General features: G+C 70.8%; 13 protein-coding genes. All 13 read left to right on the plus strand.

Annotation, left to right across the window (positions count from 1 at the left end; all coding sequences use genetic code 11):
* Positions 1 to 9 precede the first annotated feature (9 nt).
* From fliR to AB7E83_RS07155, 13 genes are read left to right on the plus strand one after another with little or no spacing between them, the layout of a single operon-like run.
* Positions 10 to 831 carry a flagellar biosynthetic protein FliR gene (gene fliR / locus AB7E83_RS07095; protein ID WP_428567057.1) on the plus strand — a complete coding sequence of 274 codons (822 nt, stop codon included), beginning with the start codon at positions 10 to 12 and terminating at the stop codon, positions 829 to 831.
* Entirely contained in the window at positions 828 to 1,913 is a 1,086-nt protein-coding gene (locus AB7E83_RS07100; RefSeq protein ID WP_428567060.1) for an EscU/YscU/HrcU family type III secretion system export apparatus switch protein, read from the plus strand. The genes fliR and AB7E83_RS07100 overlap by 4 nt, the downstream gene beginning before the upstream one ends.
* Entirely contained in the window at positions 1,910 to 3,991 is a 2,082-nt protein-coding gene (locus AB7E83_RS07105) for a flagellar biosynthesis protein FlhA (RefSeq protein WP_428567063.1), read from the plus strand. Before AB7E83_RS07100 ends, AB7E83_RS07105 begins: the two co-directional genes overlap by 4 nt.
* A gap of 31 nt (positions 3,992 to 4,022) precedes the next feature.
* Entirely contained in the window at positions 4,023 to 4,751 is a 729-nt protein-coding gene (locus AB7E83_RS07110; RefSeq protein WP_428567065.1) for a flagellar hook-basal body protein, read from the plus strand.
* 38 nt (positions 4,752 to 4,789) lie between these two features.
* Positions 4,790 to 5,581 carry a flagellar hook-basal body protein gene (locus AB7E83_RS07115; RefSeq protein WP_428567067.1) on the plus strand — a complete coding sequence of 264 codons (792 nt, stop codon included), beginning with the start codon at positions 4,790 to 4,792 and terminating at the stop codon, positions 5,579 to 5,581.
* 3 nt (positions 5,582 to 5,584) lie between these two features.
* Entirely contained in the window at positions 5,585 to 6,565 is a 981-nt protein-coding gene (locus tag AB7E83_RS07120; protein ID WP_428567070.1) for a flagella basal body P-ring formation protein FlgA, read from the plus strand.
* On the plus strand, positions 6,562 to 7,143 hold the full coding sequence (locus AB7E83_RS07125; RefSeq protein WP_428567073.1) for a flagellar basal body L-ring protein FlgH: 582 nt from the start codon (positions 6,562 to 6,564) through the stop codon (positions 7,141 to 7,143). The genes AB7E83_RS07120 and AB7E83_RS07125 overlap by 4 nt, the downstream gene beginning before the upstream one ends.
* Positions 7,143 to 8,255, plus strand: coding sequence for a flagellar basal body P-ring protein FlgI (locus tag AB7E83_RS07130; protein ID WP_428567076.1), 1,113 nt, complete (start codon positions 7,143 to 7,145; stop codon positions 8,253 to 8,255). The genes AB7E83_RS07125 and AB7E83_RS07130 overlap by 1 nt, the downstream gene beginning before the upstream one ends.
* A gap of 10 nt (positions 8,256 to 8,265) precedes the next feature.
* On the plus strand, positions 8,266 to 8,649 hold the full coding sequence (flgB, locus tag AB7E83_RS07135; protein WP_428567079.1) for a flagellar basal body rod protein FlgB: 384 nt from the start codon (positions 8,266 to 8,268) through the stop codon (positions 8,647 to 8,649).
* A gap of 13 nt (positions 8,650 to 8,662) precedes the next feature.
* The gene (gene flgC / locus AB7E83_RS07140) at positions 8,663 to 9,118 is read left to right on the plus strand and encodes a flagellar basal body rod protein FlgC (protein ID WP_428567082.1); all 456 of its coding nucleotides are present in this window, start codon (positions 8,663 to 8,665) and stop codon (positions 9,116 to 9,118) included.
* Positions 9,115 to 9,468, plus strand: a complete 354-nt coding sequence (gene fliE / locus AB7E83_RS07145; protein ID WP_428567085.1) for a flagellar hook-basal body complex protein FliE — start codon at positions 9,115 to 9,117, stop codon at positions 9,466 to 9,468. Before flgC ends, fliE begins: the two co-directional genes overlap by 4 nt.
* Before the next feature lie 16 nt (positions 9,469 to 9,484).
* Complete coding sequence (gene fliF, locus AB7E83_RS07150; RefSeq protein WP_428567088.1) at positions 9,485 to 10,963, plus strand: flagellar basal-body MS-ring/collar protein FliF; 1,479 nt, start codon at positions 9,485 to 9,487, stop codon at positions 10,961 to 10,963.
* Positions 10,964 to 11,022: 59 nt separating this feature from the next.
* Positions 11,023 to 11,625, plus strand: coding sequence for a hypothetical protein (locus AB7E83_RS07155; protein WP_428567090.1), 603 nt, complete (start codon positions 11,023 to 11,025; stop codon positions 11,623 to 11,625).
* Positions 11,626 to 11,778: the final 153 nt, after the last annotated feature.

Consider the following 11,778-nt stretch of genomic DNA (forward strand, 5'->3'; position numbering starts at 1 on the left):
GGGCCGCGCGTGGAACTGTCCGATCTCGTCCCGTTCGCGCATGAAGGCTGGTGGGTCACCGTCTTCTTGGTGACGCTTCGCATCGGCGCGATCTTCGTGCTCACGCCCCCGTTCAGCCACGCGGCCATCCCGGCAACGGTGCGCGTGCTCTTCGTCTTCAGCCTCGCCGTGGCGCTGTCGCTCGCGCTGCCGCTGCCCGCGCCCTCCATGGGCGTGCGGGGGGATATCTCGCTGCTGTTCGCGGCGGCCTTCTCCGAGGTGGCGCTCGGGCTCGCGCTCGGCCTGGGCGTGCAGCTCGCGTTCGCGGCCTGCGGTTTCGCCGGCCGCCTGCTCGACGTGCAGATCGGGCTCGGCCTCGTGCAGGTGTTCGACCCCGCGACGCGCGGGCGCAGCTCGGCGTTCGCATCCCTCTTCGACCAGCTGGCCGTGCTTATGTTCTTCCTGCTGAGCGTCCACCATGTCGTGCTGCGCGGGCTGGCGTGGAGCTTCGAGCGCTTTCCGCCGGGCCAGTCGATGAATCTCGCGCAGGCGCTTGCGCCGCTGCTGAAGCAGGTGGCGGCCATGTACGCGCTGGGACTCGCGCTCGCCGCGCCGGTCGTCTGCTTCGTGCTGCTCACCGAACTTGCGCTGGGCATCGTCGCGCAGAGCCTGCCGCAGATGAACATGCTGCTGATCGGCATGCCGGTGAAGATCGTCGCCGGCCTGCTCGCGCTCGCGCTGTGGGCGCCGCAGATGGGCGGCGTGCTCGCGCGCATTTACGAGACGATCCACGCCACCTGGTCGCAGGTGCTGGCGAGCGCGCCGCCGCGCCATGCGGAGGCCCTGGGATGACGCAGCAGCAGGACGCCGATCGCAGCCACGAGGCCACGCCGTACAAACTGCAGAAGGCGCGCGAGCGGGGGCAGGTCGCGCGCAGCCGCGACATCGTCTCGGCCGCGGTGATCACGGTGGCCATGGCGTTCCTCGCGTGGCAGGGCTGGCCCGCGTGGCGCGAACAGTTCGCCTTCGACCATGCGCTGCTCGTCTCCGCCGGCCATATGCGCGCCGACATGCAAGGCCTCTGGGCCCTGGTCGAGCGCGGGATCGCGGCCTCGCTCGCGCTGGGCGCCCCGTTTCTCGCCTGCGTCGTCGTGGCGGCGGTCGCGGGCAACCTCGTGCAGACGGGTCCGGTCGTCTCGGCGCATCCGCTGAAGCCCGACTTCACGCGGCTCGATCCGGGCGCGGGCCTGAAGCGCCTGCTGAGCACGCAGTCGCTCTTCAACGGCCTGCGCACCGTGCTCAAGGTGACGCTGCTCTCCGCGGCCATCGCGTTCGTGCTCGGCGACATGCCTTCGCGCTTCGCGCATCTCGCCAGCCTCGGCGCGGCCGGCCTTCTGCGCACCTTGCTCGACGACTTCGCCTCGCTCGGCCTGAAGCTCGCGCTGGTCCTCTGGATCATCGCGGCGGTCGACTTCGCGTTCACCCGCCGTCAGTTCGCGCAGCAGATGCGCATGAGCCGCAAGGAACTCACCGACGAGCTCAAGCACCGCGAAGGCGACCCGCGCGTGCGCGCCCGACTGCGCGAGTTGCGGCGCGAGTTGCGCAAGCGCAGCGCGGCGCTGCGCAACACGTCGAAGTCCGATGTGGTCATCACCAACCCGACGCACCTGGCCGTGGCGCTGCGCTACGAGCACGGCGCGATGGCCGCGCCGGAGGTCGTCGCCAAGGGCGCGGGCCTGCTGGCCGCGGCCATGCGCCACATCGCCGCGCGGCATGGCATTCCGGTCGTGCAGAACCCGCCGCTCGCGCGTCGTCTGTACCGCGAACTGCGCATCGAGCAGGCGCTGCCGCCGCAGTACTTCGCAGAGGTCGCGCGCATCGTCGTGTGGCTGCTCGCGATGAAGCGCGCGCGCGAAGCGGGAGCCGCGGCATGAACGCCGTCGCGCGTGTCTTCGGGCGGCACAGCGACATCGCGCTCGTGGCGCTGGTGCTTGGCATCCTCGTCGTCCTGTTTGCGCCCATCCCCTCGGGCCTGCTCGACTTCCTGCTGCTCGCCAACTTCAGCTTCGCCTTCCTGATCCTGCTTCTCACGTTCTACATGGCGCGGCCGGTCGAGTTCTCGACATTTCCCTCGCTGCTGCTGATCGCCACACTGTTCCGGCTGTCGCTCAACGTCGCGGCGACGCGGCTGATCCTCTCGGATGCCGATGCCGGCAAGGTCATCTCGGCCATCGGCTCGTACGTGGTCGCGGGCAACTACGTCATCGGCCTCATCGTCTTCCTGATCCTCATCGTCGTGCAGTACGTGGTGGTGACCAATGGCGCGCAGCGCGTGTCCGAAGTCGCGGCGCGGTTCACCCTCGACAGCATGCCGGGGCAGCAGATGAGCATCGATGCAGACCTCAACATGGGGTTCATCGACCAGGCCGAGGCGCAGCGGCGGCGCAAGAACATCGAGAAGGAAGCCGCCTTCTATGGCGCGATGGATGGCGCGAGCAAGTTCGTCAAGGGCGATGCGATCGCCGGCATCGTCATCCTGCTCGTCAACAGCATCGGCGGACTCGTGATCGGCGTCATGCAGCACGGCCTCGGCTGGGGCCAGGCGTTGCAGACCTACACGCTGCTCACTGTGGGGGACGGCATCGTGACGCAGGTGCCGGCGCTGGTCATCGCGGTGGGCACCGGCATCATCGTCACGCGTTCGGCGTCCGACACCAACCTGAGCCAGGAGGTGCTGCGGCAGATCACGTCGTTCCCCAAGACGCTGCTGCTCGTGGCGGTGGCGCTCGGCTGCCTCATGCTCGTGCCGGGCATCCCGACGCTGCCCGCCCTCGCCCTCGCGGCCTTCGTGCTCGCAGCGGCATGGTTCGCGCGTCGCGCGGCCGGCGCGCAGGGCGACCTTGCCTCGCCGGACGCCGCGGCGGCGGGCGAGGCGCCCGCGGCCGACGACGCGCACGCATTGCTCGCCATCGACCCCATCGAGATTTGCGTGGGCTCCGCCTGGGGCGCGCACGCCGCCGATGCGCAGGGGCCGTTCATCGAGCGCATCGCCGCGTTCCGGCGACAGCATGCGCAGGAGCTCGGCTGGGTCGTGCCGGCGGTGCGCTTTCGCGAAGCGCCGCAGCTCGCGCCCGACCGCTACGAGGTCTATCTCGAAGGCGCGCTCGTTGCGCGCGGGGAGGCGAAGGCGGGGCGCACGCTCGCCATCCATCCGACAGGCGACACGCAGTCGATTCCAGGCGAGCCGACGCGCGACCCGACCTACGGGCTGCCGGCCGTCTGGATCGACGACGAGCGCCGCGAGCTGGCGGCGGCCGCGCGCTACACGCTGGTGGATGCGCCCACGGTGATCCTCACGCATCTGACCGAGCTGCTCAAGCGCGAGGCCGCGATGCTGCTCACCCGCACCGAAACCGACAAGCTCCTGGACCGCGTGCGCGAGCGCCAGCCCACGCTGGTCGAGGAGCTCGTGCCCATCGTCCTCTCCGTCACCGACGTGCAGCGTGTGCTGCAGAACCTGCTGCGCGAGAAAGTGTCCATCCGCAACCTCGAGGCCATCCTCGAGACGCTGGCGGACGCCGGCCGGCGCACGAAGGACACGAGCGAGCTGACCGAGCTCGTGCGGCTGCGCCTGGGCCATGCGATCTGCCACGGCCTGGTGGGCGAGCTGAACGCTCTGCAGGTGATGACGCTCGATCCCGCGATCGAGAGCCGCTTCCTGCAGGGCATCGAGTCCGCACGCGCGCCCGCCGCCGAAAGGGGCGCGCCGGCACCGGCCAACCCGATGCTGGTACTCGACCCGCGGCTGGTGGAGCAGTTCATCCCGCGCCTGGCGCAGCAGGCCGAACGCATGATGAAGAGCAACCTGCTGCCGGTGCTTCTGTGTTCGCCCGAGCTTCGCCGGCATGTGCGCGCGCTGTCCGAGCGCGTCGTGCCGCACCTGCGCGTGCTGTCGATGGCCGAGGTGCCGCACAGCGTCGAGCTCAAGTCCTGGGGCACGGTAGCCCTGTAGCGCGTTGCCGCGCATCCACATCCCTGCACTCATGACCGACACCGTCCTCGCCATCGCGCTCAAGAGCCTGCACCACGACATGGCGCGGCTCGAACAGGTTGCGCACAACCTCGGCAACGTCGCCACGCCCGGCTACAAGCGTCAGGCGCTTGCGAGCGGCAGCTTTTCCCGGGCCTTCGATTCGGCGGGTGGGCCGCCGCCGACGCCTCGCATCGCGTCCGACTTGCGCGCGGGCACCCTGCAGATCACGAACCAGCCCCTCGACCTCGCGCTCACCGGCGACGGCTTCTTCGAAGTGATGACGCCGCACGGACCGGCGTACACGCGCAGCGGGCGGTTCGCCGTCGATGCGCAAGGCCGGCTGGCGACCGCCGAGGGACATGCGGTGATGGGCCGCGACGGCGAAATCCGCCTTGAAGGGCGCGCACCGTCCATCGATGCCGCGGGTCATGTCACCGAGGTGCGCGTCGAAGGCGCCCCGCCGGTTTCGGTCGGCCGCATCAAGGTCGTCGGTTTCGAGCGACCGCAGGAGCTCACGCGCCTCGGTTCGACGCTGTTCGGCCCCGATCCGCGCGCGGGCACGGCGAGCGACGCCGAGGTCCGCATGCGGCAGGGCGCGCTGGAGAACGCGAACGTGAATTCCGCGCGCGAAATGGTCGAGCTCATGCAGACGATGCGCCACTTCGAGGGCATGCATCGCATCGTGCAGGGCTACGACGAGATGCTCGGCGGCGCGGTCCGCAAGCTGGCCGAGGCCTGAGCCGCTCGACGACGAGAACACGCAAGGCGAAGAAACCCATGATCGACGCACTCCACATCGCGGCCACCGGCATGCAGGCGCAGCAGCTGCACGTCGAGGTCATCGCGAACAACCTGAGCAACCTCGGCACGGTCGGCTTCAAGAAGAGCCGGGTCGCTTTCGTCGATCTCGTCGCGAGCGAAACCGCGCGCGCGGCGGCGACGGAATCCGCAGGCATGGCCATCGGATCGGGCGTCATGCGCGCCGGCCCGGGCGTCGGCATCGCGCAGGTGCTGCGTCTGTTCGACGCGGGCGAATTGCAGCAGACGGGCGGCGTGCTCGACGTCGCCTTGCAGGGCGGCGCATTCATCGAGGTCTCGGGTCCCGACGCCGCGCGCCTGTTCAGCCGCGGCGGCCACCTCAAGGTGAATACGGAGGGGATGTTGACCACGGCGACCGGCGAAGTGCTGCGGCCCGGCATCGCGATCCCCACGGACGCCTCGAACGTGAAGATCTCGCCTGAGGGTGCGGTCACGTTCTCGCAGCCCGGCCGCAGACTGCCGGTCGAAGCGGGCGTTCTGGACTTCGTGCGCTTTGCCGATCCGACCGCCCTGCAGCTGGCCGGCGATGGCCTGTACCGGGCGACGGCGGCCTCGGGCGACGCGGTGCCGGTGCGGCCCGGCGTCGACGATGCCACGCGCGTCGTGCAGGGCAAGGTCGAAGCGTCGAACGTGCGGCTCACGGAAGAGATGATCGGCCTCGTGGCCGCGCAGCGCGCGTACGCGGTCAACACCAAGGTGCTGCAGGCCGCCGACGAGATGCTCGGCATGATCAACACCCTGCGGAAGTAGCCGATGCGACGCAGCATGTGGACCGTGCGCAGATGCCTGGGGCCGGGCTCGGCCGCGGCGCTGGCCACGGGGATGTTGCTGGCCGCCGCCATGCCGGCGAGCGCACAGGCGTCCGGTCTGCGCGGCAACGCCGGCGCTCGCGCGAACCCAACCGTCGAAGTTCGGCTGCACGACAGCATCCGCACGAACCGTGTCGACGTGACGCTCGGCGACGTCGCTTCGCTCACGACGCAGGATCCGGCGCTGCTGAAACGGCTGCTGGCCTTGCCGCTGCGGCCGGCGACCTCCGGCGCGATGCGCTACGCGCGCGAAGAACTCGCCCGGCTCATGAGCGCGGGCGCGGGAGTCGACGCGGGCGCCATCGCATGGCAGGGGCCGCGGCAGGTTCGCGTGGCACGCGGCGCGGGCGAAATTCCGGCCGACGAGGTCTCGCGCGTGGCCCGCAACGCCTTGCAGGAGGCCCTGATGCACGGCGGGTTCGACGCGCAGTTGACGCTGGCGCGCGAAGCACCCGATCTCGCGCTGCCCGCCGGGCGCGGCGCGCTGAAGGTGCGCCCGCTCGCGCAGCCGCCGGCGCCGGGCCGCGTCGCCGTCTGGGTCGATGCGTGGGTGGACGGCGCGCACGTGCGCAGCGTGCCGCTTCACTTCGACGTGCAGGGGATGCGTGCGGTTGCGCCTGCCACGCCTCGCGGCGGCGACATGGCCGCGTCGAAGCCGGTGGCCGTTGCGATCCCGGGTTCAGCGCTCGCGGCCGCATCCGCGCCGGACGTCGCATCCTCATCGTTGCTCGCGCCCGCACCCGAGGTCGCGCGCGGCGATGGCGTCGCGGTGCAGCTGCGCGCCTCGGGCATGGAGCTCGAATTGCGCGGCGAGGCGCTGCAGGCCGGCCGGGCCGGCGAATGGATCGGCGTGAAGACGGGCGCCGCGCTCGCCCCCGTGCAGGCGCGCGTCATCGCGCGCGGGCGGGTCGAGGTGTCGCAGTGAAGGCGCTCGCCGTGCGCATCGTGTCGATGGCGCTGGCGCTGGCCTTCGCCACGCCCCTGCACGCCGAGAGCCTCTACCGCGAAGACACTTTCCGACCCCTCACCGCCGACCGCAAGGCCCACCAGCCCGGCGATGCGCTGACGGTGCAGGTCGTGGAAAGCGCGACGGCGACCAGCAGCACCGACGTCACCACGCAGCGGCGCAACACGCTCGGCGCGCGCCTGACGCAGCTGCCCTCGCGCGAGCGCGGGTTCGCCGCGAGCGTCAATGGCGAGTTCGAAGGCGGCGGCAGCACGCAGCGCAGCAACCGCCTGCTCGCGACGGTCACAGTGACGGTGCGCGAAGTGCTGGCCAACGGCGATTTGCGCATCGCGGGCGAGCAGGTGCTCGCGGTGAATGGCGAGGAGCACCGCGTGAGCCTGGAGGGCCGTGTCCGCCCGCAGGACGTGAACGATGGCAACGTCGTCGCGTCCACTCGCATCGCCGACGCGCGCATTACCTACGTCGGCGAAGGCGAACTCACCGAGCGGCAGAAGCGCAGCCTGTGGCGCCGCGCGATGGACTGGCTGGGGCTGTGATGGCAAGGTTTCGCGCCGTCCTGGCTTTCTGCCTGCTGGCTCTCGCCTGGCCCCTGCAGGCCGAACCGATGCGGGTGAAGGACCTCGGCAACCTCCTCGGCTGGCGCGACAACGCGCTGGTGGGCTATGGCATCGTCACCGGCCTCGCCGGCACGGGCGACTCGCCGACGAACCGCACGACGCGGCAGGCGCTCTCGAACGTGCTGTCGCAGTTCAACCTCGGCGTGCCGCCCGAACAGGTGCAGGCGCGCAACGTCGCCGTCGTGCTCGTCACGGCGTCACTGCCGGCATTCGCGCGCGAAGGCGACAAGCTCGACATCACGGTCGCCTCCGCGGGCGACGCGAAGAGTCTCGTGGGGGGAAGCCTCCTGCTCACGCCGCTCAAGGGGGCGGGCGGCCGCGTCCACGCGCTCGCGCAGGGGCCGCTCGCGGTGGGTGGCTATCGCTACGACGCCAATGGCAACGTCGTGCAGAAGAATCATCCGACGGTCGGCTCCGTGCCCGGCGGCGCGGTCGTCGAGCTCGGTGCCAAGGCGAACATGATCGCCGACGGCAAGGTCACGTTCGTGCTCGCCGAGGCCGACTACACCACGGCCGATCGCGTCGCGACGGCGATCAACCGCCAGCTCGGCGCCGGCCTCGCGCGCGCGCTCGACGCAGCGGGCATCGAGATCCAGGTGCCGCAGGAGCGCAACGACCGGCTGGTCGACTGGCTCGCGCGCATCGAGAACGTCACCGTCGAGCCCGACCGCCGTGCACGTGTCGTCGTCAACGAGCGCACCGGCACGGTGGTGGCGGGCGGCGACGTGCGAATCTCGCGCGTCGCGATCTCGCATGGCGACCTCAAGATCAACATCGCGACGCAGAACACCGCATCGCAGCCGTTCAACGTCATCGACGGCGGGCCCGGCGTGCGCACCGCCATCGTCACCAACTCGCGGGTCGACGTCGAGGAGTCGCACGGGCCGGGCTTCCTGCGCGCCACCAGCACCTCGGTCGCCGATCTCGTGCAGTCGCTGCACAAGCTCAAGACGCCGACGCGCGACGTGATCTCGATCCTGCGCGCCGTGAAGGCGGCCGGCGCGTTGCACGCCGAACTCGTCGTCCAGTGAGAAAGCATTCATGACCCCTTCCATCGAATCCATCACCACAAGCGTGCTCGGCCTTGCGCTCGACGCTGCGGCGATGCGGCAGCAGGCCATCGCCGCCAACATCGCGAACGCCAGCGTCCCCGGCTACGCGCCGTCCGCGGTGAGCTTCGACGACCAGCTCGAGGACGCGCGCCGCGCGCTGCAGGGCATCGGCCGGCTCGATGCGGCGTCGCTGCAGGGCGTGCAGCCGGCGCTGCGCACGCTCGCGTCGCCGAACGGCGAACCGCTTGCGGTCCAGCTCGACGGCGAGGCTGCGCAGCTCGCGCAGAACTCGGTGCACTTCCAGGCCCTGTTGAAGGGGCTGGCGAAGCACTATGCCCTCCTTTCGACCGCCGTCGGCGACGGCCGCAAGTAACCGAGGCGCCACCATGAATTACACGCAACTGCTGCGCATCAGCGAAGCCGGAATGAGCGCGGAGCGCGCACGCATCGAGGCCGTGGCGCAGAACATGGCCAATGCCAACACCGTCGCCAGCCCGGACGGCGCGACCTACCAGCCGCGCACCGTGCTGCTGCGGTCCGTGGCGCTGCCGACGCGCGACGAAAGTTTTGCGCAGGCGCTCGGCCGCAGCGAGCAGCAGCGCGCGACCGCGCACGTGCCGCAAGCGACCGTCGTGTCGCTCGACGCGCCGACGCGCAGCGTGTGGGACCCTGGGCATCCTGCGGCCGACGCGGCGGGATTCGTTCGGCAGCCGCGCGTGGATGCGGCGCGCGAGATGCTGACCTTCATGAACGCGATGCGTTCCTACGAGGCCAACGTGTACGTGGCGAGCGCCACGCGCGCACTCGCCCTGAAGACGCTCGAGATCGGAGGCGGCGCATGAACGGCGAGGCGTTTCAGGGGATCGCGGCGATCGGCGGGTTCGGCAGGGATGACGACCTCGTCGCGCCAGCCGCACCGACCGCACCGACCGCGGCAACCGTGCCGATGTCCACGGCATCCTCCGCCGTGCCCGGCGAGTTCGCCCGGCTCGTCGGCAGCGGCCTCGACACGCTCAACGATCGGTTGATCTCGTCGCAGGTGCAACTGCAGCGCCTCGCGGTTGGCGACGGCACGAACCTGCATCAGGTGATGATGAACCTGGAGGAGACGCGCCTCGATTTCCAGCTCTTCATGCAGGTGCGCAACCGCGCGCTCGAGGCCTATCAGGACCTCATGAAGATGCAGATCTAGCGCAGGGAGCGAGAACGTGAACCCGACCTCCTCCTGGAACGCGCTCGGCAGGCGCGCCCGCATCGGCCTCGTGGCCGGAGCGCTCCTCATCGCCGCCGCGACGGCCGCCGTCGGCTGGCGGCTGCTCGCGCCCGATTACCGCGTGCTCTTCGCCGATCTCGCGCCGCAGGACGCTGCGGCGATGATCGCCGAGCTCGACAAGCAGAAGACACCCTACCGCGTCGGCGACGACGGCACAACGATCCTCGTAGACCGGGACGCGGTGCACGGGACGCGCATCAAGCTGATGGGCAAGGACTTTCCGCTGCACGGCGCCGTCGGCTTCGAGCTCTTCAACAACAGCGATTTCGGCATGACCGAGTTCGCGCAGAAGATCAACTACCAGCGCGCGCTGCAGGGCGAACTCACCCGCACCATCCTGTCGCTGCAGCAGGTTCGCGATGCGCGGGTGCTGCTGGTGCTGCCCGAGCAGGGACTCTTCAAGCAGGCGGGCAGCAAGGCCAAGGCGTCGATCGCGCTTTCGCTCAAACCGGGCCAGGTGCTGCGCCCCGAGCAGGTCACGGGCATCCAGCGGCTCGTGTCCGCGTCGGTGGCCGGCATCGCCGCGGAAGACGTGACGCTGCTCGACCAGAACGGCGTGGCGCTCAGCCGCCATGCGGGCGGCGACGCGGGCGAGGGCGCGGGCTCCGGCCGCCTCGACCTCAAGAAGGAGACCGAGCACTACCTCGCACGCAAGGCCGACGAAATTCTCGAGCGCACCTTCGGCCCCGGCCAGTCGATGACGCGCGTCGATGTGGTGCTGAACGCCGAGCGCGCGCAGATCACCACTGAAGACGTCATCGCCCCGCCGGGCCGGCCCGGGTTCGCGCCGACCGGCGTGGTCGTGCGGGAGCGCGAGACGATGCGCGAGGGCGCGGCGGAGGGACGCACCGGGGAGGGCGCGGCGCCTCGCGCGGGGAGCTCGCAGCGCGACACCGAGTACGCGGTTGGACGCCGCGTCGAACAGGTCGTGAGCCAGCCCGGTTCGATCCGCCGCATCCAGGCGGTGGCCGTCATCCGCCGATCGCTCGAGCCCGCGCAGCAGGAGCAGATCCGCGTACTGCTCGCCGCGGCCGTGGGCGCGTCGTTCGAGCGGGGCGACACGGTGGTCGTGCATGCGGCGTCGACCCCGCCTCTTGCGGCACCCGCGGGCGCCGATGTTGCGACGAACATCGAGGCCTTGCCGCTCGCGCTTGCGCCGACGCAGGCGCCGTCCGCGGTGACGCCGGCCGTGGTGGAGCCGGTATTGCCGGTGAATACGCTGCATGCGGCGCTGGCCGCAGCGGGCGTGGCGCTCGCGGTGCTCGTGCTCGTTCTCGGCCGTCGCGGCAGCGCGCGGCAGCTCGCGCATTCGGCGCCGCCCGCATTGACGGACGCGCAGCGACAGGCGGCGCTGGGGCGCGTGCAGGCGTGGCTCGCGGTCGAGGCGCAGCGCGCGCCGGAGACGCGGCCATGAGAACACCCGGATCGGCAGCGGGTCGTTTCGACGATGCGGGACTGGAAGGCGAGATCGCGATGGCGGAATCCGCCGATGCCTCGCAGCCGCTTCGTCATGCCGCGCTCGCGCTGCACGCCCTTCAGCCGGTGGACCGCGAATGGCTGCTGGGGCAGCTGCCCCCGGGCCGCCGGGCCGAGCTGGCGCCCTTGCTCGACGAGTTGCGCGCACTTGGCATTCCCGCGGATCGCACCCTTCTCGACAGCGTCGTGCATGGCGGACCGCTGGCGTCGCGTGCCGCGACAGGGGGCGTATCCGACGCCCGCGCATCGCTGCGCGCCGCCGACCCGGAGCTTATCGTGGCGCTGCTCCAGCGTGAGCCGGCCATGCTCATCGCACGCCTTCTTCAGCTCGAACGCTGGCCCTGGCATTCGCAGCTGCTCGCGCTGCTCGAAGCGCCCAGGCGGCGCACGGTCGAGCAGATTCTGCTCGGGCTCGACGCGACGCGCCAACCCGTGGCCTTGCAGCGCCTGCTGATCGCGGAATTGAACGAGCGCGTCGCGAAGACCGTGCGGATCGAACCGCGGGAGGCTCCTCGCCACGGGCGAGTCGCGCGGGCTTGCGCCCGGTGGATGCAGACCCTTGTGCAGCGGTGGCGCGCTCCGAGAGGCTTCGTCCGATGACATCGAGCGCCACGGTCCTGCGCGGCATGACGATCGCTTCGACGCCCCGCGCGCTGGAGCGGCCGGGCCGAGGCGCCGCGGCGCCGAGTCGGACTGCCGATGCGCCGCCATCGACCAACGCGCGTGCCGTCGCCGATGCCGAAGGGGCGCGAG

It is taken from the genome of Ramlibacter sp. (genome assembly GCF_050250995.1).
GTDB lineage: Bacteria > Pseudomonadota > Gammaproteobacteria > Burkholderiales > Burkholderiaceae_C > Ramlibacter.

Coding starts and splice junctions, on each gene's coding strand:
- fliE (WP_428567085.1), top strand. CDS start 9,115: ATGAACGGCGAGGCGTTTCAGGGGATCGCGGCGATCGGCGGGTTCGGC.
- flgC (WP_428567082.1), top strand. CDS start 8,663: ATGAATTACACGCAACTGCTGCGCATCAGCGAAGCCGGAATGAGCGCG.
- AB7E83_RS07105 (WP_428567063.1), top strand. CDS start 1,910: ATGAACGCCGTCGCGCGTGTCTTCGGGCGGCACAGCGACATCGCGCTC.
- flgB (WP_428567079.1), top strand. CDS start 8,266: ATGACCCCTTCCATCGAATCCATCACCACAAGCGTGCTCGGCCTTGCG.
- AB7E83_RS07110 (WP_428567065.1), top strand. CDS start 4,023: ATGACCGACACCGTCCTCGCCATCGCGCTCAAGAGCCTGCACCACGAC.
- AB7E83_RS07130 (WP_428567076.1), top strand. CDS start 7,143: ATGGCAAGGTTTCGCGCCGTCCTGGCTTTCTGCCTGCTGGCTCTCGCC.
- AB7E83_RS07120 (WP_428567070.1), top strand. CDS start 5,585: ATGCGACGCAGCATGTGGACCGTGCGCAGATGCCTGGGGCCGGGCTCG.
- AB7E83_RS07100 (WP_428567060.1), top strand. CDS start 828: ATGACGCAGCAGCAGGACGCCGATCGCAGCCACGAGGCCACGCCGTAC.
- AB7E83_RS07155 (WP_428567090.1), top strand. CDS start 11,023: ATGGCGGAATCCGCCGATGCCTCGCAGCCGCTTCGTCATGCCGCGCTC.
- AB7E83_RS07115 (WP_428567067.1), top strand. CDS start 4,790: ATGATCGACGCACTCCACATCGCGGCCACCGGCATGCAGGCGCAGCAG.